The 21,602-nt window shown below is 70.2% G+C and carries 19 protein-coding genes; 7 read left to right on the forward strand and 12 right to left on the reverse strand.

What is annotated here, in order from left to right; all coding sequences use genetic code 11:
- Positions 1-285 precede the first annotated feature (285 nt).
- From G5T42_RS04960 to G5T42_RS04980, 5 genes are all read right to left on the reverse strand, one after another.
- Positions 286-678 (reverse strand): SHOCT domain-containing protein, encoded by a 393-nt coding sequence (locus G5T42_RS04960; protein ID WP_165126266.1) that lies wholly within the window; start codon positions 676-678, stop codon positions 286-288.
- Between the two features lie 141 nt (positions 679-819).
- Entirely contained in the window at positions 820-1,191 is a 372-nt protein-coding gene (locus tag G5T42_RS04965) for an SHOCT domain-containing protein (protein WP_165126269.1), read from the reverse strand.
- Positions 1,188-1,670: a DUF6325 family protein gene (locus tag G5T42_RS04970; RefSeq protein ID WP_206535711.1), complete on the reverse strand. Its 483-nt coding sequence runs from the start codon at positions 1,668-1,670 to the stop codon at positions 1,188-1,190. Before G5T42_RS04970 ends, G5T42_RS04965 begins: the two co-directional genes overlap by 4 nt.
- Positions 1,671-1,841: 171 nt before the next feature.
- Positions 1,842-3,014 (reverse strand): beta-propeller fold lactonase family protein, encoded by a 1,173-nt coding sequence (locus G5T42_RS04975; RefSeq protein WP_165126272.1) that lies wholly within the window; start codon positions 3,012-3,014, stop codon positions 1,842-1,844.
- A gap of 176 nt (positions 3,015-3,190) precedes the next feature.
- Complete coding sequence (locus G5T42_RS04980) at positions 3,191-4,477, reverse strand: adenylosuccinate synthase (protein WP_165126275.1); 1,287 nt, start codon at positions 4,475-4,477, stop codon at positions 3,191-3,193.
- Positions 4,478-4,557: 80 nt separating this feature from the next.
- Here G5T42_RS04980 and G5T42_RS04985 point away from each other — a divergent pair, with 80 nt between their 5' ends.
- From G5T42_RS04985 to G5T42_RS05015, 7 genes are all read left to right on the forward strand, one after another.
- Positions 4,558-5,352, forward strand: a complete 795-nt coding sequence (locus G5T42_RS04985) for a Pr6Pr family membrane protein (protein ID WP_165126278.1) — start codon at positions 4,558-4,560, stop codon at positions 5,350-5,352.
- 225 nt (positions 5,353-5,577) lie between these two features.
- Entirely contained in the window at positions 5,578-6,312 is a 735-nt protein-coding gene (locus G5T42_RS04990; RefSeq protein WP_165126281.1) for a Pr6Pr family membrane protein, read from the forward strand.
- Positions 6,313-6,408: 96 nt separating this feature from the next.
- A complete protein-coding gene (gene argG, locus G5T42_RS04995) occupies positions 6,409-7,851 on the forward strand; it encodes an argininosuccinate synthase (RefSeq protein ID WP_165126284.1) in 1,443 nt (480 codons plus the stop codon).
- Positions 7,852-7,903: 52 nt separating this feature from the next.
- On the forward strand, positions 7,904-8,530 hold the full coding sequence (locus tag G5T42_RS05000) for a TetR/AcrR family transcriptional regulator (protein WP_165126287.1): 627 nt from the start codon (positions 7,904-7,906) through the stop codon (positions 8,528-8,530).
- Positions 8,530-9,249 (forward strand): hypothetical protein, encoded by a 720-nt coding sequence (locus G5T42_RS05005; RefSeq protein ID WP_165126290.1) that lies wholly within the window; start codon positions 8,530-8,532, stop codon positions 9,247-9,249. The genes G5T42_RS05000 and G5T42_RS05005 overlap by 1 nt, the downstream gene beginning before the upstream one ends.
- A complete protein-coding gene (locus G5T42_RS05010) occupies positions 9,246-11,063 on the forward strand; it encodes a YhgE/Pip domain-containing protein (protein ID WP_165126293.1) in 1,818 nt (605 codons plus the stop codon). Before G5T42_RS05005 ends, G5T42_RS05010 begins: the two co-directional genes overlap by 4 nt.
- A 160-nt stretch (positions 11,064-11,223) precedes the next feature.
- Positions 11,224-13,839 carry a penicillin acylase family protein gene (locus tag G5T42_RS05015; RefSeq protein ID WP_241245966.1) on the forward strand — a complete coding sequence of 872 codons (2,616 nt, stop codon included), beginning with the start codon at positions 11,224-11,226 and terminating at the stop codon, positions 13,837-13,839.
- Positions 13,840-14,120: 281 nt separating this feature from the next.
- Here G5T42_RS05015 and G5T42_RS05020 read toward each other — a convergent pair whose 3' ends face one another.
- From G5T42_RS05020 to G5T42_RS05050, 7 genes are all read right to left on the reverse strand, one after another.
- Complete coding sequence (locus G5T42_RS05020) at positions 14,121-15,077, reverse strand: hypothetical protein (RefSeq protein ID WP_165126296.1); 957 nt, start codon at positions 15,075-15,077, stop codon at positions 14,121-14,123.
- A 213-nt stretch (positions 15,078-15,290) separates the two neighbouring features.
- Positions 15,291-15,647: a monovalent cation/H(+) antiporter subunit G gene (gene mnhG, locus G5T42_RS05025; RefSeq protein WP_165126299.1), complete on the reverse strand. Its 357-nt coding sequence runs from the start codon at positions 15,645-15,647 to the stop codon at positions 15,291-15,293.
- Complete coding sequence (locus G5T42_RS05030) at positions 15,640-15,912, reverse strand: monovalent cation/H+ antiporter complex subunit F (protein ID WP_165126302.1); 273 nt, start codon at positions 15,910-15,912, stop codon at positions 15,640-15,642. Before G5T42_RS05030 ends, mnhG begins: the two co-directional genes overlap by 8 nt.
- A complete protein-coding gene (locus G5T42_RS05035; RefSeq protein ID WP_165126305.1) occupies positions 15,909-16,481 on the reverse strand; it encodes a Na+/H+ antiporter subunit E in 573 nt (190 codons plus the stop codon). Before G5T42_RS05035 ends, G5T42_RS05030 begins: the two co-directional genes overlap by 4 nt.
- Positions 16,478-18,034, reverse strand: a complete 1,557-nt coding sequence (locus G5T42_RS05040) for a Na+/H+ antiporter subunit D (protein ID WP_165126308.1) — start codon at positions 18,032-18,034, stop codon at positions 16,478-16,480. Before G5T42_RS05040 ends, G5T42_RS05035 begins: the two co-directional genes overlap by 4 nt.
- Complete coding sequence (locus tag G5T42_RS05045; RefSeq protein WP_165126311.1) at positions 18,031-18,573, reverse strand: Na(+)/H(+) antiporter subunit C; 543 nt, start codon at positions 18,571-18,573, stop codon at positions 18,031-18,033. Before G5T42_RS05045 ends, G5T42_RS05040 begins: the two co-directional genes overlap by 4 nt.
- Positions 18,570-21,506, reverse strand: a complete 2,937-nt coding sequence (locus G5T42_RS05050; protein ID WP_165126314.1) for a Na+/H+ antiporter subunit A — start codon at positions 21,504-21,506, stop codon at positions 18,570-18,572. The genes G5T42_RS05045 and G5T42_RS05050 overlap by 4 nt, the downstream gene beginning before the upstream one ends.
- Positions 21,507-21,602: the final 96 nt, after the last annotated feature.

Raw genomic sequence — 21,602 nt, forward strand, 5'->3', positions numbered from 1 at the left:
GCCGCGTCCATGTTCGTGAAGACAGAGCACTGGACGGCAATGTCATACGCCCTCCCTTCACTCCCCCCGGAGACGACACCCGAAGCGGCGAGGATCGGGTACCGGCGTACGCACGCGGGGCTCAGCCTTAGCAGATGAGCCCTGCGCCGCCCGCAGGGTTGACTCTACAGCGCACGGGTGGCACCCCATGCGAACCGCGAGTGAACCGTCACACATCGGCATGCGAAACGAAGACCCCCGGCGCCGGGCCGGGGGTCTTGGTCTTTCCGCGTGCGGCGGATGCACTCAGGCGAGGGCGCGTGCCTTCAGCTGGTCGTACTCGGCCTGCGTGATGGTGCCGGCCTTGAGCAGTTCCGAGGCCTTGGCGATCTCGTCCGCCGGGCTCGCGCCCTTCCCTGCGACGGATTGGATGTATGCCTGCGTGGCCTCCTGCTGGCGCTTCGCCTCGGCGAGGCCGCGCTCCTGCATGCCGCGTCCACGCGCGATCAGGTAGATCAGGGCGGTGAGGAAGGGGACGAAGATCAGGAAGACGATCCAGACGGCCTTCCACCAGCCGCTCAGCTTGTGGTCACGGAACAGGTCGCTGAAGATCGAGATCAGGACGAAGAGGTACGCCACGAAGGCGAAGATCCAGATGAACCACCAGATCACGTCCCAGAAGTTGCTCCACAGACTCATGCGCATTCCTCCCAGAATGAGTTGACTGCGGATCGCTGTCCGCACGTTCATTCTGTTGCCCGCATGGAACGGGGCGCCGTGCTCTTCACCCTTTGGAGATGAGGACGCGGCGCCCCGTCGGCGAGGTCGGCAGGAGCCGGGTCAGCCTCCCAGGAGGCGGGCCTTGGCGGCCTCGAACTCGGCGTCGCTCAGGGCCCCGGCATCCTTCAGCGCAGAGAGCTTCTGCAGCGAGGCGACGATGTCCTCACCGCCGCCCGCGGGAGCTGCGGGAGCTGCGGGAGCCGGGGCGGGCGGAGGAGCGTAGGCCATCTGCTGGGCGACGGCCTGCTGCGCCGCGGCGTTCATGGCGGCCTGCTGCTGAGCGGCCTCGTACTGCTGCTGCTCGTACTGGTCCTGCGCCTTGCGCTGCTGGTGGTTGTTCATGGCGCCGTTGACGGCGGTGGCGGTGCCCGCGACGACAGCCGTGCGGGCGGCGAGCCCCACGAGTCCGGGGCGTCCAACTCTGCGGATCATCGGTTCTCTCCTTCGCTCTCGGCGATCTCTTCGTACTCTTCGACGAGCTCTTCGGCGACCTCTTCCTCGACGGCGTCGACGAGGGCGTTGACGACGGGCGCCGGGATGCGCTCCGACGACAGCACCACTCCGCCGCTCGCGGCGAGGCTCGAGGCCAGGCGGCGCGCGTACACGAGCTCGAGCGCCACGACGGCTGCCGAGCCGCCTTCGGGAACCAGCTCGGCCAGCTCCGCGATGTCCTCCTCGCCGGTGATGCCCGAGAGCACGAGGTCGAGTGCCGCGTAATCGTCGTCATCGTCCTCGATCTCGACGACCGTCACGTCGCCCGACTCGGACTTCGAGATGATGACGAAGTCGAGCACCCGGAGGATGCCGTCGTCGACGAGCTCTGCGAGCTCTGCGACGAGCCTCGGATCGGGCCTGTCCCCCTCGAGGCCGAGCAGGAACAGCTCGACCGGACCGTAACGGAATTCAGCCATGGTCTTCCCTTCTCAAGTCACGGGTCGACACCTGGTGAGCGGCGTCCACCGTCCCGGTGGGAGGTGCCCCCCGGCGTCGATCTCAAGCTATCCCCGAGGCATCCGAGGGGGTACCCCCGAGGCTGAGGCGGGTGCCGTGATTCACCCGCGACGGGCGAGGGATGCCGCGACTCAGCGCGCGGCGACGATGCACGTCGGCGACGGGGCCGCAGTGCGATGGCGCACGCGACCCGGGACGCCCGTCCGCAGGTCGATGCCGAGCGATGCGACCTCGTCGGACAGCTGTCCCGCGACGAGAAGCGTGTCGCGGACCACGAGGTGGTGCCGCGGCCAGCGCACCCCCGCCTCGACGAGGGCCACGGGCTCCAGCGCATCGCCCTCGCCTCGTACGCGCACGACCGCGATGGTGTCGCTGCCCCGGACGCCGGCGTAGAGGAAGTGCCCATCACGCGACGGCGCAAGCTCCGCGGCGGTGTCGCCCGGGAGGACACCCGTGCCGAGCGGCGTTCCGGCGACGATGCGCCACGAGCCCGCCTGGTCGGCCGCCAGCACGAAGATCTCGTGCGAGAGCTCCGTCACGACGTAGAGGTGCCCGCTCGGGTGCCACACCGTGTGCCGGGGGCCGGAGCCCTTCGGCAGCGTCACGTCCTGCACATGCGCGAGCCCGCTCGGCCGCGGACGCCAGAACCGCACGATGTCCAAGCCCATGTCGGTCGTCGCCACGAGGCCCCCGGGGAGGAAGACCGCCTGGTGTGCGTGCGAGGGACGGGATGCCTCGTCCCCTTCGTCCGCCGCGGGCTCGACATCGCGGTCGTGGTCGGGAACGAGATGCGCGTACTCCTCACCCGCCGCTTCGCGCAGGGCGCGGGCCGCCGCGGCGAGGTCGAGATCGCCCGCCGAGGACGACGGCGCATCGAGTGCGTACGGGTCGGCGGCCGCCGGCGCGATGACCGGCGATGAGGGGCGGCCCGAGGCATCCGTCGCCATCCGGACGACGCGCCCATCGCCCCAGCAGCTCGCGACGAGCGACGAGCCGTCGGGCGCCGCCGCGATATGGCAGACGGCTTCGCCCGCCTCGACGGGAGTGCCGAGTGGAGCGAAGGATGCCTCGCCGGTCCGGCGGAACGCCTGCACCGTGCCCGCTCCCTCGAGGGCCGCGTAGACCACGTCGAGCCGCGGATGCGATGTGATCCACGACGGCGAACCGCCCGTGGCCGCGGCGTTTCCCGTGAAACCGAGCGGACCGCCGGCGAGCGCGTCGTCGGGAGCACCCGCGTGCAGGATGCCGATGCCCGTCGCCGCGCCGTCCATGTCGGCGGTGTATCCGCCGAGCCAGAAGCGCATCAGCCGGTTCCGTCCGGCTGAAGCGCTTCGCGGTTCCTGAGCCCGTCGAAGGGGCGCATCAGCCGGTTCCGTCCGGCTGAAGCGCTTCGCGGTTCCTGAGCCCGTCGAAGGGGCGCATCAGCCGGTTCCGTCCGGCTGAAGCGCTTCGCGGTTCCTGAGCCCGTCGAAGGGGGCCATCAGTCGATCAGATCGTGGCGCACGATGACCGCGTCGCGCGCGGCGCCGACGCCGATGACCGAGATGCGCGTACCGCTCATCTGCTCGAGGGCGAGGACGTAGTCCTGCGCTTCGAGCGGGAGGTCGTCGAACGTGCGGGCACCCGAGATGTCTTCCTTCCAGCCGGGGAAGTACTCGAGGATCGGCTTGGCGTGGTGGAAGTCGGACTGGTTGACGGGCACCTCGTCGAACCGCTCGCCGTCGACGTCGTAGGCGACGCAGACGGGGATCTGGTCGAGGCCGGTCAGGATGTCGAGCTTCGTCAGCACGAGGTCGGTGATGCCGTTGATCCGGGTCGCGTACCGCGTGATCGGCGCGTCGTACCAGCCGACCCGTCGCGGGCGGCCGGTCGTCGTGCCGAACTCGAACCCGCGAGAGCGCAGGAAGTCGCCGTTCTCGTCGAACAGCTCGGTGGGGAAGGGTCCTGAGCCGACGCGGGTCGTGTAGGCCTTGACGATGCCGACGATCCGATCGAGGCGGTTGGGCCCGACGCCCGCGCCCGTCGCCGCGCCGCCGGCCGTCGCCGAGGACGACGTGACGAAGGGATAGGTGCCGTGGTCGACGTCGAGCATCGTGGCCTGGCCGCCCTCGAACACGACGACGTCTCCGGCGTCGAGCGCGTCGTTGAGCAGCAGCCCCGTGTCGGCGACGAGCGGTCGCAGGCGCTCGGCGTACGAGAGGAGGTCGTCGACGACCTCGTCGGCCGTGATGGCCCGGCGGTTGAAGATCTTCACCAGCAGGTGGTTCTTCTGGTCGAGGGCTCCCTCGACCTTCTGGCGCAAGATGTTCTCGTCGAAGAGGTCCTGCACCCGGATGCCCACGCGGTTGATCTTGTCGGCGTACGCGGGGCCGATGCCGCGCCCCGTCGTGCCGATCTGGCGTTTGCCGAGGAAGCGCTCGGTGACCTTGTCGAGCGTGCGGTGGTACTGCGTGATGATGTGCGCGTTGGCGCTCACCCGCAGGCGCGAGGTGTCGAGCCCGCGCGCGTGCAGCGCCTCGAGCTCGGCGAAGAGCACCTCGAGATCGACGACCACCCCGTTGCCGATGACGGCGTTCACGCCAGGAGAGAGGATGCCGGAGGGCAGCAGGTGCAGGGCGTACTTCTCGTTGCCGATGACGACGGTGTGGCCCGCGTTGTTGCCGCCGTTGAACTTGACGACCCAATCCGTGCGATCACCGAGAAGATCGGTGGCCTTGCCCTTGCCCTCGTCTCCCCACTGGACTCCGACGATCACGATGCCTGGCATGGGCTCTCCCCCGTTCGTAGCGGACGGTTACACCCCATCCTATCCGGGGCGGCGGTCCCGCCCGTCGCTAGGGTGTGCGCATGACCCGAACTCCTCGCTGGGCTCAGATCTGGTCCATTCTGCGGATCGCCGCCGCCCTCCTCATCGGTGCGGCGATCATCGCGCAGGCTTCCCGCACGATCGGCGGAGCGATCGACGCGCGGGGGGATGTGCTGACCACGACCGTGAACTTCTTCAGCTTCTTCACGATCCTCTCCAACGTGCTGTCGGTCGTGGTGCTCGCGTGGGCGGCGATCTGGTTCTGGACGAGAGGCCGGGACACCGCGGTCGACAGGGCCGCGCCGCGGGGGGTCGCACGGCTGGCCGACACCGCTTCGCGCCCCGAGCCGCGTGTCCTCGCCACGCTGCTCGCGTGCGCGACGACCTACATGATCGTCACGGGCATCGTCTACAACCTGCTGCTCCGAAGCATCGCGCTGCCCCAGGGCACGACTGTCCCGTGGTCGAACGAGGTGCTGCACGTCGTCGGGCCGCTGTTCCTGCTCGCCGACCTCTTCTTGGCGCCTCGCCGTCGAGCCCTGCCGTGGCGCGCGGTCGCCGAGATCGTCGTCGTGCCGCTCCTGTGGGTCGTCTACACGCTCCTCCGCGGACCCCTCACGACGAGCCCGAGCACCGGCGACCCGTTCTGGTACCCCTACCCCTTCCTCAACCCGAACAACTTCGACAACGGCTACGGCGCCGTGGCCGTCTACGTCGTGGGAATCGCCGTCGTGATCGCGCTCGCGGCGTGGCTCACCGTCGGTGTCGGCCGGCGCCGGGGAGCCGCCGAGCCGACCACCGACGACGACGTCGTGGCGGCGCGTTCGGCCGTCTGACGGCCCCGTCGGGGGCGGCAGAGACGGCGTTTCGCGCCGTTTGTCGCAAGTGTCCACATTTCGGGGGACACGTTGTGGATCACACACAAAGTACGGCACCCTCGGCGTGCTCCGAGTGCTGCCGCCTGCACGAAGTTCCCACATTCCGGCGACCCGGACCGGTACACCTGTGGCCATTGGGGGACGACACATCCACAACAAGGTCACATCGGAAAGGTCGTCGAAATGTATTGGGTATGGATCAGAATCGCCGCCGCGGCAACAGCTCTGTCGGGAGTCGTCGCGGGTCTCGTGGTCAACGTGGACCGGGCAGCGCGCCAGCAGGAACTCCTCGGAGATGTGCTGGCCAACTACTTCAGCCTGTTCACGATCGTGTCGACGCTGCTCAGCGTCGTCGTGCTCGCCGTCGCGGCCAACTGGTCGGAACGGCACCCGGGAACTTCGCCCGAGCCGATGGGGATCGCGCTCGGAATGGCCGCCGTGGCCGGCCCGATCTTCCTGCTCGGCATCGTCTACAACGTCCTGCTGCGCGGTCTGCCCTCGGCGATCGCGCTCGGGGACTCCGCCGGGATCGCCCTGCTCGACAAGTACGCCGCCGAGGTGCTGCACGTCGTGATGCCGATCTACTTCGTGCTGGACCTGCTGCTGGCGCCGCGGCGCCGGGCGCTGCCGTGGTGGACGCTCGCCGTGCTGGTGGGCTACCCCGTCGCGTGGATCACCTACACGATGGTGCGCGGTGAGCGGGTCGCCAACCCCGACGGCACGACGCCGTGGTGGTACCCCTACCCGTTCCTCGACCCGCACATCGCGGGTGGATACCGGTCGCCGCTCCTCTATATAGCGGTCATGACGGTCGGGCTCATGGCCATCGGCGCGATGATCATCTTCATCGACCGCTATCGCGCACGGCGTGCGATGCGCGGCCGCGGGCGGCCCGCCAGCGGAGCGCTCACGATCTGAGGCGCTTCGCAGGAGGGCAGACGGATGCCGCGGCCTGGGGGCCGCGGCATCCGTCCTGTTCCGGGCCGGCGACACGCGCTCACTAAACTTGACGGCATGTCGAAGGTCCTCCAGTCCCTGCCCATCGGCGAGCGCGTCGGCATCGCCTTCTCTGGGGGTCTCGACACCTCGGTGGCGGTCGCGTGGATGCGCGACAAGGGCGCCGTCCCCTGCACCTACACCGGCGACCTCGGTCAGCCCGACGAGGACGACATCGAGGCGATCCCCGGCCGTGCGCTGGAGTACGGCGCGGAGGTCGCGCGGCTCGTCGACTGCAAGACCGCCCTCGTCGAGGAGGGCTTCGTGGCCCTCGCGTGCGGCGCCTTCCACATCCGCTCCGGCGGCAAGACCTACTTCAACACGACGCCTCTCGGCCGCGCCGTGACGGGGACGCTCCTCGTCCGCGCCATGAAGGAGGACGGCGTCGACATCTGGGGCGACGGCTCGACCTACAAGGGCAACGACATCGAGCGGTTCTACCGCTACGGGCTGCTGGCCAATCCGGCGCTGCGCATCTACAAGCCGTGGCTCGACGCGGACTTCGTCACCGAGCTCGGCGGGCGCAAGGAGATGAGCGAGTGGCTCGTCGCGCACGGCTTCCCCTACCGTGACAGCGCCGAGAAGGCCTATTCGACCGACGCGAACATCTGGGGCGCGACGCACGAAGCCAAGACACTCGAGCACCTCGACGTCTCGCTCGAGACGGTCGAGCCGATCATGGGCGTGCGCTTCTGGGACGACTCGGTCGCCATCGCGGCCGAGGACGTCACCGTCGTGTTCGAGGGCGGCCGGCCGGTCTCGCTGAACGGCCGTGAGTTCGCCGACCCGGTCGAGCTGGTGTTCGAGGCCAACCGCATCGGCGGGCGCCACGGCCTCGGCATGAGCGACCAGATCGAGAACCGCATCATCGAGGCGAAGTCGCGCGGCATCTACGAGGCGCCGGGCATGGCGCTCCTCTTCATCGCGTACGAGCGCCTCGTCAACAGCATCCTGAACGAGGACACCCTCGCGACCTACCACGAGCAGGGCCGCCGCCTCGGCCGCCTCATGTACGAGGGTCGGTGGCTCGAGCCGCAGTCGCTCATGCTGCGCGAGTCGATCCAGAAGTGGGTCGGTTCGACCATCACCGGCTCGGTGACGCTGCGCCTCCGCCGGGGCGACGACTACACGATCCTCGACACCGTCGCGGCCGGCATGTCGTACGCGCCCGAGAAGCTGTCGATGGAGCGCGTCGGCGACGCGGCCTTCGGCCCGACCGACCGCATCGGCCAGCTCACGATGCGCAACCTCGACATCGCGGACTCGCGCGCACGCCTCGAGCAGTACGCGGGGCTCGGCCTCATCGGCGGGGCGACGGGTGCGCTCGTCGGCCGCGTGACGGCGGGCGAGGCCGACGAGATCACGGAGCCGGCGCTTCCACTCGATGCCGCGCAGGAGGCGCTCGCCGAGCGGACGGATGCCGCGACCGAGGGCGCGGCCTTCGATGCCGGGACGGACTGAGCGTTCTGGACTTAACTTGCACACGACTGTGCAAGTTACTACCATGAGGTGAGTGAGCACACCTCCCGCTGCGCAGCGGCGTCCCCGACGGGACGCGGTCGAGAACCGCGCCGACATCCTCGCGGCCGCGACCGATCTCATCTCGCGTGACCCCCACGCGTCCGTCGACGCCATCGCCCGCTCCGCCGGCCTCACGCGTCGCGCGCTCTACGGCCATTTCGACGACCGGGATGCCCTCGTCCACGCCGTCATCGCGGTCGGAGCACAGCGCTTCAACGCGATCGCCGACACGATCGACGACCCCGACCCGCGCGTCGCTCTCGCACGCCTGGCCTCGCTCCTGTGGCGGGAGGCGTCGCACGTGCAGGTCGCGGCATCCATCGCCCTCGACGAGGCGCACGTGCATGAGACCGCCGACGCGCTCGCACCCGTGCGCCGTCGGGTGGCCGAGATCGTACGGGCCGGGCAGGACGACGGGTCGCTCCGCACCGACGTCGCCGCACCGACCCTTGCGCGCCTCGTCGAAGAGACGGCACGCGCGGTCATCACGCGGATGGATGCCTCGTCCTCCGAGGCCCGGTCGCTCGCTGTGCGCGCGGTTCTGAGCATCGCCGGCCTGTCGTGGACCGAATCCGCGACGCTGCTCGGCGAGCACCCCGACCTCGTCGAGGAGGTCTGATGCGGGTCACGGTAGCCGACGTGTCGAAGGGCCGCGAGGGGATCGCGCTCCCCGCGACGAGCGTCGAGTTCGCCTCGGGACGCGCCGAGCTCGTCGTCGCCGAGACCGAGCAGCGTCCGACGATCCTCGGGCTCATCGCGACGGGCCGGATGCGCCCCGACTCGGGCTCGGTCACGATCGACGGGCGCACGGATGCCGCGGCCCTCCGTCGCCGTCTCGCGCTCGTCGATGCCCCCGACGTGTCGGAGCCCGCCGCGAACGTCGCCGTCGCGGGGATCGTGGCCGAGGAGCTCATGTTCGCGGGGCGTCGCTCCGACCCGCTGGCGGCGCTCCGGTGGCTCGACGAGCACGGGGCACAGGAACTCACGCGCGTGCCGATCGCCGACGTCGCACCGGCTCGGCGACTGCGTCTGCTGCTCGAGCTCGCCACGCTGCGGCGAGGCGTCGACGGTGTCGTGCTCGTGTCGCCCGACCGGCACGGCGGCGATCCGCGGGAGTGGTGGGCGCTCGCCCAGGAGTTCGCCGCGCGCGGGCTCGCCGTGCTGGTCGTCGCCGGTGAGGCCGCGGCATCCGTCCTCGCCGCTCCTGTCGAGACGCATCCGCGTGCGCGGTCGAGCCGGGTGCGCCCGCGCGGCAGCGCGGCGCTGCTCACGCGACGCCCCGCTCGCCGCAGGGCGGGTCGGCCCGCCGCCTCTGCCGCCCAGAGCGGTCGCGCATGAGAATCCCCGCGATGATCGCGGCGGAGCTCCGCCGCCTCACGGCCACGCGCATGTCGGTCATCGCGCTGGTGGCTCTGCTTCTCGTGCCCGTGCTCTACGGCGGCCTCTACCTCTGGGCGAACCAGGACCCGTACGGGCGATTCGCCGAGATCCCGGTCGGCCTCGTGAATGAGGACGCGGGAGCCGCGGCATCCGGCGACGAACCGGCCGCGGACTATGGCGAGCGCGTCGCCGACGAGCTGCTCGACGGGCGCGCCTTCGACTGGCGGCTGCTCTCGGCGCCGGGTGCGCAACGGGCGCTCGAAGAGGGCGACGTCGACTTCGTCGTCGTGATCCCGGCCGACTTCTCCGAAGCGCTCGCCTCGGCCGCAGGGACGGCGCCGCGTCAAGCGTCGATCGAGCTCGAGACCAACGACGCCAACAACTACCTCGCCTCCACGATCGGGTCGCAGGCGGTCGAGAAGATCCGGGCGTCCGTCGCCCAGTCCGTCGCGAAGGAGGCGGCGACGAGCCTCCTCTCGGGCATCGCCGACATCCGCGTGAAGCTCGTCGACGCCGCGGACGGCGCGGCTCAGCTCGCCGACGGCGCGACCGATGCGGCCGACGGCGCCGACCGCCTCGAGAGCGGTGCGGGCCAGCTTGCCTCGGGCACCGCGACGCTCGCCGACGGCGCGCACAAGGTCGCCGGGGGCGCGCAGCAGGTCGCCGACGGCACCGCGACGATCGCGGGCTACGCCGACCGGGCCGGAGCCGCGGTGCAGCAGGCCACCGACGCTCTCCCCACCGCGCGGGCCGACATCGCCGCGACGCTCGCGGAGCAGGGGCTCGACCCGGCGCAGATCGACGCGGTGCTCGCGAAGCTCGATCCTGTCGCCGACGACCTGCGGCAGGGGAACCAGACGGTGCAGACCGCCGTCGGGCGGGTCGACGCCCTGGCCGACGGCGCCTCGCAGGTCGCGAGCGGTGCCGCCCAGGTCGCGACCGGCGCCGACTCGGCCGCCGGCGGTGCGGCCGAACTGAGCACCGGTGCCTCCGCGCTCGCGGACGGCCTGGGTACTCTGGCCGACGGCACGGCGCAGCTGCGCGACGGCCTCGCCTCGGGAGTCGCCGCGATCCCGGACTCGTCGCCCGAGCTGCGCGCCGCGCAGGCGCAGACCATCTCGGATCCGGTCTCGGTCTCGTCCGGCAACCTGGCCGCGGCCGACGACTACGGCGCCGGGCTCGCCCCGTTCTTCGCCGCCCTCGCCGGCTGGATCGGCATCTACGCGCTGTTCCTCATCGTCAAGCCGATCTCACGCCGTGCCGTCACCGCCCTTCACTCGCCGCTGCGGATCACCGCGGCGGGCTGGCTCACGCCTGCGCTCCTCGGCGGGCTCCAGATGACGGCGCTGTTCGGCATCCTCGCCTTCGCGCTCGGCTTCGGCTTCGCACACCCGCTCGCCACCCTCGGCGTCATGGTGCTCGCGTCGTTCACGTATGCCGCGGTCATCCTCGCACTCACCGTCTGGTTCGGCTCGGTCGGCCAGTTCCTCGGTCTCGTGCTCATGGTCGTGCAGCTCGTCACGGCGGGCGGCACGTTCCCGTGGCAGACGCTGCCCGCGCCGCTGGCCGATCTTCACCACGTGCTCCCGATGGGCTTCGTCGTCGACGCGATGCGCCAGTTCATGTACGGAGGCGACCTTGCACGGGTGGGGAGCGACGTCGCCGCGCTCCTGACGTGGATGCTGGGATCGCTCGTCGTGGCTGCGCTCGGCGTCACCCGCATGACGCATTTCCGCACGCTCCGCGACCTGCAGCCGAGCCTCATCGGCTGAGTGATCGGGGAGACCGGACGCGCGATTCCCTTCCGGTCGAGGCATCCCGAGCATTCCCGGGATAGAGTGCGAAACGGTGTGCCTCGCGACCCGACGCGTGGCACCCAGGACCGTGTTCGGTGAACCGCGGTCCCACGACGTGTTCCTAGGAAGTGCCTCGATGTCGATGCCCGTCTCCGGCCCCGTGCCGGTCCAGGCCCCCCGCAAGCGCTCGGTCGGGCGCACGATCGGCATGATCGCGTTCGGCCTCGTTGCCGTCGTGCTCATGACCACCGCCCTCGCGGCGGGGTTCGGCGCGTGGACGATCCAGCGCTCGTTCCCGCAGGTGAGCGGCGAACTCGCCGTCGACGGCCTCGACGGCGAGGTGACGGTGCAGCGCGACGGCCTCGGCATCCCGGTCATCACGGCCGGAGATTCGCACGACCTCTTCTTCGCGCAGGGGTTCGTGCACGCGCAGGACCGGTTCTGGGAGATGGACTTCCGCCGTCACGTCACGAGCGGACGGCTGTCGGAGCTCTTCGGCGAGTCGCAGCTCGGGACGGACAAGTTCCTTCGGACGCTCGGCTGGCGCAAGGTCGCCGAGCAGGAGGTCGCCGCGCTCGACGACGAGACCCGGGGCTACTACGAGTCGTACGCCGAGGGCGTCAACGCCTATCTCGCCGACCACCGGGGGGCCGAGGCATCCCTCGAGTACGCGGTGCTGGGTCTGCAGAACCCGGACTACGAGATCGAGCCCTGGACCCCCGCGGACTCGGTCGCCTGGCTCAAGGCGATGGCCTGGGACCTCCGCGACAACATCGAGTCCGAGACGCAGCGCGCGCTCATGGCACCGGACTTCAGCCCCGAGCAGATCGATGAGCTGTACCCGGCGTACCCGTACGACCGCAATCCGGTGATCGTGCCGAAGATCACGCCGCCCCCGTCGGCCGCGGTGGCGCCGGCGGGCTTCGCGGCGACGGATGCCTCGCCCTCGGTGCAGACCGCGTCGATCGAGTGGAGCGAGGTCGACGGCGTGATCGAAGCCGTGTCGGAGCTCGTCGGCGGCGTGGGCGAGGGCATCGGCTCGAACTCCTGGGTGATCTCGGGCGATCTGACGGCATCCGGGATGCCGCTGCTCGCGAACGACCCGCACCTCGGTGCGAGCCTGCCGAGCGTCTGGCACCAGATGGGGCTCCGCTGCGCACGGGTGAGTGAGGAGTGTCCCTTCGACGTCGCAGGATTCGGCTTCTCGGGCATGCCGGGCATCGTCATCGGCCACAACGCCGACATCGCCTGGGGCTTCACGAACCTGACGACCGACGTGACCGACCTCTACCTCGAGAAGGTCGACGGCGACCAGTACTGGCGCGACGGCGCACTCGTGCCCCTCGAGGAGCGCACCGAGACGCTGAAGGTCGCCGGTGGCGATCCCGTCGAGCTCGACATCCGCTCGACGGTGCACGGGCCGATCATCTCGGACGTCTCGGGCGAATTCGAGTCGATCGCGATGCGGCCGTACACCGGCACGAAGAGCGCTGTCGCGCCCGCATCCGATGCACCCGACGGCGACGCGGCTGTCGCGCTGCAGTGGACGGCGCTGCAGCCCGGGACCACGGCATCCGCGATCTTCGCGATGGGGAAGGCGAAGACCTTCGAGGATTTCCGCACCGCCGCATCGCTCTTCGACGTGCCCGCCCAGAACCTCGTCTACGCCGACACGGCGGGCAACATCGGCTATCAGACGCCCGGGCGCCTGCCGATCCGGGGCGCGGGCGACGGGTCGATGCCGCAGCCGGGCTGGGACTCGTCGTACGACTGGACCGGCTTCATCCCCTTCGAAAATCTGCCGGTGTCGTACAACCCGCCGGAGGGCTACATCGTGACGGCGAACAATGCAGTCGTCGGCGCGGACTATCCGTATCCGCTGACGACCGACTGGGACTACGGCTGGCGGGCCGCGCGCATCACCGAGCTCATCCAGCGAGCGATCGCGAAGGGGCCGCTGACCGCCGACGACGTGCGCGACATCCAGGCCGACGAGCAGTTCTGGATCGGCATCCGTCTCGCGTCTGCGTTCGACGACATCAAGACGGGCGACGACGACGTGGATGCCGCGCTCGACCTGCTGCGGTCGTGGGACATGCAGAATGACGCCGACTCCGCCGGCGCCGCCTACGCCAACGCCCTGTGGGACGAGCTCGTGCAGAACCTCTTCGTGCGCGGGCGCGAGGCGGCGGCGTCGCTCTCGAACCAGGGTCGGCTGTTTCTGGTCGTCGACCGGCTGCTCGACGAGCCGCAGTCGGCGTGGTGGCAGAACCCCGGCCTCGACGTCTCGACGCAGCCGGAGATGCTCGAGCGCAGCGCAGTCGGCGCCTATAAGCGGGTCGCCAAGGCGCAGGGCGACCGCCCCGAGGTGTGGAACTGGGGCGACCTCCACGCCCTGCCGCTCCGCAACGCGACGTTCGGCGAGTCCGGCGTCGCACCGATCGAGTGGCTCTTCAACCGCGGTCCGTACCCGGTGTCGGGCGGCAGCTCGGTGATCAACGCGACCGGGTGGGATCTCGGCTCGAGCTTCGCGACGGTCACCGTGCCGTCGATGCGCATGATCGTCGACCTGTCGGACTTCGACGCCTCGCGATGGAATCAGCTCACCGGCGAGAGCGGCCACGCCTTCCACGAGCACTACGTCGATCAGACGCCGGCGTGGCAGCGGGTCGAGCTCACGCTCTGGGCCTTCTCTCCCGACGCGGTCGACGCGGCGACCGAGAACACGCTCACGCTCGTCCCGGCCTCCTGACCCGCCCTGCGGCTCCCGCACCCCCGGGTCCGGGGTCCCGGGTCCCGGCGCGGGGCCCCGGCCCGCCGAGATCGCAGAAATCACGTCGCCGGCATCCGTCAAGCGGTGATTCGTGCGATCTCGACGGCTGCGCGATCTCGACGGGCTGCGCGATCTCGACGGGCTGCGCGATCTCGACCGGCTGCGCGGACGCCCCCCGGCCGGGAGACGGGATGCCGCGGCATCCGTCGTCGATGCGTGCCGAGATCGCACGAATCACCGCCACGAGCGATGTCGACCCGTCATACGTGCGATCTCGGCGAACCGGAGGTGCCGCGCAGGGCTCGGCGCACTCGCGCCGCGAGGCGCGGGAGGCCATCGCGCGAGACGTCATCGGCTCCGACGAGAATGACGCGGTAGCCCGCATCCTGGAAGAGCTGGACCCTCGTCAGGTCCTTGCGCCAGGTCGCCGCATCGGTCCGGTGCACGTCGCCCAGATACTCGAGCAGTACCCGCTCGGCGAGGTAGCCCAGGTCTGGGTGGCGGTCGCCCTCGGACGTCGCGATGGTGGGCTGCGGGATCGGCTCGGGCACGCGGGCCGCCACGAGTCCGAGGCGCAGGAACGTCTCCGGAGGAGAGTCGACCGGTCGCCGCACGCGCCCAAGCGCCCAAGCGAGGGATGCCGCACCACGTCGTGAGCCGTGTCGGCCCACGGCATCCGAAAGATCGTCGATCGATGCCAGCGCCGGCTCCCGACCCCACTTCGTGCGACGCCCCGAGATCAGGAAGTCTCCGATCGCGACGAGCCACTCGCGCGTCAGCCGCGTTGCGCGGCTGTCGCTCATACCGGCGAGCATCGCCCACGCGTCGGCCGGTGGGAGCACGGGAAGGCCGTGCAGCAGGCGCACGTCGAACTGGTCGCGGCGCACCCAGCCCACCACTCCGGCGCGTCGGACGGGTATCGAACCGGGAGTCAGAACATGGAGATTCTCCTCGACCGCCCCGGCGGGAAGAGGCATCCCCCACAGTCGAGCAGCGGTCAGGTGGCTGAACGCCGCATCGGCCGGCAGCACGACCCGGAGGTCTGAGCACCTGTCGATCAGGCCCCCATCGCGTCGGCCCGCGGTTCCTCCGACTCGCACCCCGTGGAACGGCCTGGCGAGCTCTGCACGCCGCAGCTCGGCATCCGTCAATCCCACGCGGCGACCCTCGGCGTTCGTGAAGGCGACACCATCCATCCACCGCGGAAGATCGAGCACCTCACCATCGTCCGACCACGGCCCGGGCCAATACGGAGCCCCCCGGCATCCGTCGACAACCGCCGCTCGCGGTCCCCTGTGGAGGGAGGGCCCGACCCCCTCGAGATCGCACGAATGACAACTCAGCTGCCGAACCAACGGTGATTCGTGCGATCTCGGCACGGACTCGGGCCCCGGGTGAGAAGCGGGAACCCGGAAAGGGGATGCTGGGGGTCAGCCGCCGGCGGCGGGAGGGGTCTCGCTCGACTCGGCGAGCTCGTCGACGCGCAGCGACGCGCGGTCGATCGTGCCGTTGCGGTAGGCCTGCCGCCCGACCATGTGCGCCGACAGCGGCGCCGTCGCGAGCTGGATGAGGACGATCGGCACGAGGAACGCGACGACGGGCCACGACCGCAGCGACAGGGCGATCGCGAGGCAGATGACGATGAGTCCGAGCACCTGCGGCTTCGTCGCCGCGTGCAGCCGGCTCGGCACGTCGCGGAACCGCACGAGACCGATCGCCGCGGTGAGGCACAGGAGCGCCCCGATCAGGATGAGGATCAGCGAGATCGTGTCGAGGATGCTATCCATTTCCCTCATCGTCCCTTCGGGCGACCCAGCGGGCGATCGAGATCGACCCGAACACGCCGATCGCCGCGATGACGAGCAGCACCGGCAGGGTCCGGGTGTGGTGGTTGATCGCCATCTCGGCGCCCAGAGCGCACATCACGAGCGTCAGCAGCACGTCGGATGCGACGGCGCGGTCGAGGATCGACGGCCCGACCACGATCCGGTACAGCGTCACGAGGGCTGACACGGCGAAGACCACGAAGATCGCGATGAGCAGGACGTTCACGACACACCGCCCGCCCGGGCGCTCGCGACCCGCTCGACCTGGGCTTTCGAGCCGACGGCGCGGATGATGCGCTCCTCCCACTTCAGCACGCTCTGCCGCTGTCGCTCGACATCCCGATCGCTGCGCACTCCGATGACGTGGAGGTAGAGGATGCGCCGGTCGCGGTCGGCATCCACGATGAGCGAGCCTGGGATGAGGGATGCCGTGACCCCGGTGTGCGTCATGATGAGGTCGTCGTCGACCCGGAGCGGCACCGCGATGATGGCCGTCCCGGGCAGACGCCGGAAGTCGAGCACCTGCAGCGCGACCGTCAGCGAGCCGCGGACGAGCGCGACGGCGAACTGGATCACGAAGACGAGTCCCCACCAGAGGTTGACGCGTCCCGAGAGCTCGACCGGAGGCAGCCGGAACACCCGCGTCACGAAGACGGCGGCGACGACGCCGGTCACGAAGGCGACGATCGTGAACTGGCCCCACAGCAGCATCCACAGCGCGACGAGCCACACGAAGAACGGAAGCTGCCGCCAGACCTGCGTCGCGACGCGGCGCCTGGTCGCCCGCGCGCTCACTGACCCGCCTCCTCTTGCAGCTGCGTGAGGCTCACGGGCTCGAGGAGGGAGGCGCCGATGCGCTCGCACACGTCGTACAGCGGCCCCGCGAAGATCGTCAGCGCGACGGTGACGGCGACCATGCCCGCGGTCGCGGCCGTCATGATGCGCGGGATGACGCGGCGCTCGGTCTGGATGCCGGCCGCCGGCGCCTCGCCGAGATACGAGATGCGCGACTCGGTCTCGGCCGAGTCCTCCTCCTCGCGCCAGAACGACAGGTTCCACGCGCGCATGAGCGCATAGAGGGTGAGGAGGCTCGTCACGATGCCGCCGACGATGAGCACCATCATGATCGGCGTGCCGACCTCGGCCGCGGCGTCGAAGAGGGCGTACTTGCCTATGAAGCCGGAGAACGGCGGAAGTCCGCCGAGGTTGACGGCGGGGATGAAGTACAGCACGGCGATGAGGGGCGCCGCACGCATGAGCCCGGTGACCTGAAGGATCGACGTGCTGCCGGCGCGCCGCTCCACGAGACCCACGGCGAGGAACAGGGTCGTCTGCACCACGATGTGGTGGATCATGTAGTAGATCGTCGCGCCGATCGCCGCCGGGGTCGCGATCGCGAGCCCGAAGACCATGTAGCCGATGTGGCTCACGAGCGTGAACGACAGGATGCGCTTGAGCTCCGCCTGCGCGACCGCGCCGAGCACTCCGACGATCATCGTGGCGAGCGCGACGACCATGAGCAGCGTGTTGACATCGCTCTCGGCGAAGAGCTGCGTCTCGGTGCGGATCAGCGCGTAGACGCCGACCTTCGTGAGCAGGCCCGCGAAGACCGCCGTCACCGGCGCCGGCGCGGTCGGGTAGGAGTCCGGAAGCCAGAACGACAGCGGGAAGACCGCGGCCTTGATGCTGAAGGCGAGGAGCAGCATCAGGTGCAGGAGCAGCTGCGTCTCCTGCGGCAGCTCCGTCATGCGCTGCGAGATCTGCACCATGTTGACCGTGCCCAGCGCGCCGTAGATCATCGCGATCGCCGCGAGGAAGAGGATCGACGACACGAGCGACACGACGATGTAGACGACACCCGTGCGGATGCGCGACTCGGTCGACCCCAGCGTGATGAGGACGTACGACGCCACCAGCAGGATCTCGAACCCGACGTAGAGGTTGAAGAGGTCGCCCGCGATGAACGCGTTGAAGATGCCGGCCGCGAGGATCAGGTACGAGGGGTGGAAGATCGAGACCGGCGTGTCCTCGTCGTCGTCCTCGGCGCCCTGACCGACCGAGAACAGCAGGACCGCGAGCAGCACGATGCTCGACACGACGACGAGCAGTGCCGCGAGCCGGTCGACGTAGAGGACGATCCCGAACGGGATGGGCCAGCCGCCGATCGAGACGGCGATCGGCCGGCCCCCGGCATCCACCGCCCACAGCAGGATCGACGCGATCACGAGCACGATCGTGAGGGTGGCGATCGACACGCCGACCTGCGTCTTGCGGTGGCGTCCGGCGATGAGGGCGATCGCCGCGCCGAGGAGGGGCAGCGTCACGAGCAGGGGGACGAGGGAGCTCACGGCCGATCACCGCCGTCGTCGTTCGGCGCCTGTCGCGCGGCCGGCCGGTCGGAGGGCGCGTCGTCGACGAGCCCGGGGACGTCCCGGCTGCCGAGCACGCGGATCGGGGCCGTGTCGACGCCGACGAAGTCGGTCGCGGCGTCGTCGCTCAGGAGCTCGGCCTCGTCATCCATCGTGTCCTCTGCCGTGAGACCGCGTTCGCGAACGGCGATGTCGGCCTCGTCATCCGTCACCGTGTCGGCCTGACCGAGCTGCCACGAGCGGTAGATGAGCGCCAGGAGGAACGCCGACACGGCGAACGTGATGACGATCGCCGTGAGCGTCAGAGCCTGCGGAAGGGGATCGGATGTCGCGCCCTCCGCGCCGTAGAACGGTGCGAGCCCGGGCTGCCCCATCACGACGAGGAGCAGGAGGTTCGCGGCGTTCCCGAGGAGCAGGAAGCCGATGAGCACGCGGGTCAGGCTCCGCTCGAGGATCGAGTAGACGCCGCACGCGAAGAGCACGGCCATGATGAGGATGAGGACGAGCGATACGTTCACGGCCGCGCCCCCGCTCGGGCAGCGCGGAGTTCGAGCGTCTGGCGGTCGACCTCGGCGCCGAGGCTGCGGAGCACGTCCAGCACGAGGCCGATGACCACGAGGTAGACGCCGATGTCGAAGATGGTCGGCGTCACGAACTCGATGTGGCCGATCCAGTCGAGGTTCGCCTCGAAGTACGCGCTCTTGAGCGGCGGCGCGTTGAAGAGGAGCGGCACGATCGCGCACGCTACCGCGATCGTCATGCCGACCCCGAGGAGCCGGCCCGCGTCCGTGGGAGCCGCCGCGCCGAGCTCGTAGCGCCCGCCGGCGACGTAGCGCATGACGAGCGCCATCCCCGCGATGAGCCCGCCCGCGAACCCGCCGCCGGGCAGGTTGTGCCCCGCGAGCAGGACGTAGAGGGACACGATGATGATCGTGTGGAAGAGGATCCGCACGATCACCTCGAGGATGATCGAGCGGTTCTCGGGCCGCACGCGCTGCCCGCCGACGAGCCATGCGCGCGGGCGGTGACTGAGGTCGGCGGTCTGCGGCGAGACGCCGCCGTCCTCGGTCTCGACGAGCGGCCGGCCGGTGCGCGAGCCCGAGAGGGGAAGCGGCGCCGTGAGCGATGAGAGCGTGTCGGCGCGGTGCGTCACGAAGACGAGGGATGCCACGCCCGTCGCCGCGACGATGAGCACCGACAGCTCGCCCATCGTGTCCCATCCGCGGAGGTCCACGAGGGCGACGTTGACGACGTTCTTGCCGTGGCCCAGCTCGTACGCGAGGGTCGGCCACTGCCTCGAGACGGACTCGGCCGTGCGCGCGCCGGTCGCGACGATCGCGATGACGGCCATCGTGAGGCCCGTCGCGATGCCGAGGATCGCCCTCGCGACCGGCGCCACCGAGGCATTGTGCTCGCCGAGGCGAGACGGGATGCGCCGCAGCACGAGGGCGAAGGCGACGAGAGTCACAGTCTCGACGAGGATCTGCGTGAGGGCGAGGTCGGGCGCACCGCTCGTCGCGAAGAGCACGACCATGCCGAGCCCCGTGACCGAGACGAGCACGACGCCCGTGTAGCGCTTGCGCGCCCGGGTCGCGATGATGCCGGCGACGATCATGACCGGCGCGACGAGCAGCTGAGCGGGCGTCTGATACGCCTCGAGGTCGGCTCGCCATTCGCTGCCGGCGAGCAGCACGGTGCCCTCCGCGGCGACGAACACCACGAAGATCGTGCCGACGTACACCGGGAGCGACCCGCGCTGCGTGAGGCTCGTCGTGAGGACCGACAGGCGCGCGATGCCGCGCAGCGCCGCGTTGTACGCGTCGGCGGCGGTGAACGGCACGAGACGGCGCGGTGCCGAGTGACGAGTGAGGGCGAAGACCCCGGCACCCGCGACGATGGTCGCGAGCGAGATCCACAGCGCCGGCTCGAGGCCGTGCCAGAGCGCGAGGTGGTAGAGGTGATCGGGGGGCGCGACGCCGGGGGTGGCGGGCGGCGCCGTCTCGGCGTAGGGCGCCAGCACGACGTCGAGGAGCGGCGCCATGAAGCCGAGCACGATGGTGAGGCCCGAGAGGATCACGGGCGCGCTGAGGAATCCGATGGGCGGATCGGGCCATTCGGTGTCGGGGAGGCGCTCGCCCGCCGTGTCGCGTTTGGTCCAGAAGGCGCCCCACAGGAAGCGGATGCCGTAGGCCGCGGTGAGGATCGAGCCGACCACGACCCCTGCCAGCGCGACGATGCCCCAGGCGGAGCCCCCCGTCGCCTCATAGAGGAGCGCCGTGATCGCGCCCTCCTTCGCGACGAAGCCGACCGTCGGGATGATGCCGACCATGGAGGCGACGGCGATGACCGCGAAGGTCGTCATGACCGGCGCCTGCCGCGCGAGGCCGCTGAGCTCGCGGATGTCGCGTGTCGACAGCTGTCGGTCGATGACGCCGACGATGAGGAAGAGGCTCGACTTGAAGAGGGCGTGACCGATGAGCAGCGCGAGACCGGTGAGCGCGGCATCCTGCGTGCCGAATCCCAGGACGACCGTGAGGAGGCCGAGCTGGCTCACCGTCCCGAACGCCAGGATGCGCTTCAGGTCGGTCTCACGCAGCGCCTGCCAGCCGCCGAGGAGCATCGTGAAGACGCCCAGCGAGACCACGATCGGCCGCCACGGCGGGGCGATCGCATAGACGGGAGCGAAGCGCGCGATGAGGTAGATGCCGGCCTTGACCATCGCCGCCGCGTGGAGATAGGCGCTGACCGGGGTGGGGGCGGCCATCGCGCCGGGAAGCCAGAAGTGGAACGGGAAGATCGCCGACTTGCTGAGGGCTCCGACGAGCAGGAGCACGAGGGCCGCGTCGACGATGGGTCCGCTCGGCGCCTCGGCGAGGATCGTCGAGAGACTCGACGTGCCCGCCTCCACCACGAGCAGCACGACGCCGATGAGCATGACGAGGCCGCCGAGCGACGTGACGAGCAGCGCCTGCAGAGCCGCGCGGCGGCTCGCGCCGCGGCGGTGGTAGTACCCGATGAGCAGGTACGACAGGACGCTCGTGACCTCCCAGAACATGACGAGCACGACGAGGTCGTCGGTGAGAACCAGCCCGTACATGGCGCCGGCGAAAGCGAGCAGCACGGCGGAGAACTGGCCGACCCCTTCGGTCTTCCCCCGGAAGTACCAGCGGCAGTAGAGCATCACGAGGGCGCCGACGCCGGTCACGATGAGCGCCAGGACCCAGCCCAGTGTGTCCATGCGCATCGAGAGCTGGATGCCGAGGGCCGGGATCCAGTCGTAGGTCTCGAACGGCGTCTCGCCGTCCATGACGGCGGAGGTCTCGAGAGCCGCCTGCACGAAGGCCGCGATCGGCAGGAGCGCCGCGACATAGAACGCGCGTGCGCCGATCCGCCCGACGAGCCATGGAAGCAGAAGAGGAACCACCGCGAACGCGCCGAGCAGTATGAGCATGCGCGGCCTCCTCGGGGGTCGCGGCCAGTGGCGCGGCGTGCGGGGTCGCGGTCAGTCTATCGGCGGAGCGGCAGGGGGCTCCCGGCGATCTCCCGG

This window comes from Microbacterium sp. 4R-513 (assembly GCF_011046485.1).
In the GTDB taxonomy this organism is placed as follows: domain Bacteria; phylum Actinomycetota; class Actinomycetes; order Actinomycetales; family Microbacteriaceae; genus Microbacterium.

Excerpts from the sequence above, each read along its gene's own strand:
- G5T42_RS05015 (WP_241245966.1), top strand. The coding sequence starts at position 11,224 with ATGTCGATGCCCGTCTCCGGCCCCGTGCCGGTCCAGGCCCCCCGCAAG.
- G5T42_RS04970 (WP_206535711.1), bottom strand. The coding sequence starts at position 1,670 with ATGGCTGAATTCCGTTACGGTCCGGTCGAGCTGTTCCTGCTCGGCCTC.
- mnhG (WP_165126299.1), bottom strand. The coding sequence starts at position 15,647 with ATGGATAGCATCCTCGACACGATCTCGCTGATCCTCATCCTGATCGGG.
- argG (WP_165126284.1), top strand. The coding sequence starts at position 6,409 with ATGTCGAAGGTCCTCCAGTCCCTGCCCATCGGCGAGCGCGTCGGCATC.
- G5T42_RS04980 (WP_165126275.1), bottom strand. The coding sequence starts at position 4,477 with ATGCCAGGCATCGTGATCGTCGGAGTCCAGTGGGGAGACGAGGGCAAG.
- G5T42_RS05050 (WP_165126314.1), bottom strand. The coding sequence starts at position 21,506 with ATGCTCATACTGCTCGGCGCGTTCGCGGTGGTTCCTCTTCTGCTTCCA.
- G5T42_RS05010 (WP_165126293.1), top strand. The coding sequence starts at position 9,246 with ATGAGAATCCCCGCGATGATCGCGGCGGAGCTCCGCCGCCTCACGGCC.
- G5T42_RS05005 (WP_165126290.1), top strand. The coding sequence starts at position 8,530 with ATGCGGGTCACGGTAGCCGACGTGTCGAAGGGCCGCGAGGGGATCGCG.
- G5T42_RS04990 (WP_165126281.1), top strand. The coding sequence starts at position 5,578 with ATGTATTGGGTATGGATCAGAATCGCCGCCGCGGCAACAGCTCTGTCG.
- G5T42_RS04975 (WP_165126272.1), bottom strand. The coding sequence starts at position 3,014 with ATGCGCTTCTGGCTCGGCGGATACACCGCCGACATGGACGGCGCGGCG.
- G5T42_RS04985 (WP_165126278.1), top strand. The coding sequence starts at position 4,558 with ATGACCCGAACTCCTCGCTGGGCTCAGATCTGGTCCATTCTGCGGATC.
- G5T42_RS04960 (WP_165126266.1), bottom strand. The coding sequence starts at position 678 with ATGAGTCTGTGGAGCAACTTCTGGGACGTGATCTGGTGGTTCATCTGG.
- G5T42_RS04965 (WP_165126269.1), bottom strand. The coding sequence starts at position 1,191 with ATGATCCGCAGAGTTGGACGCCCCGGACTCGTGGGGCTCGCCGCCCGC.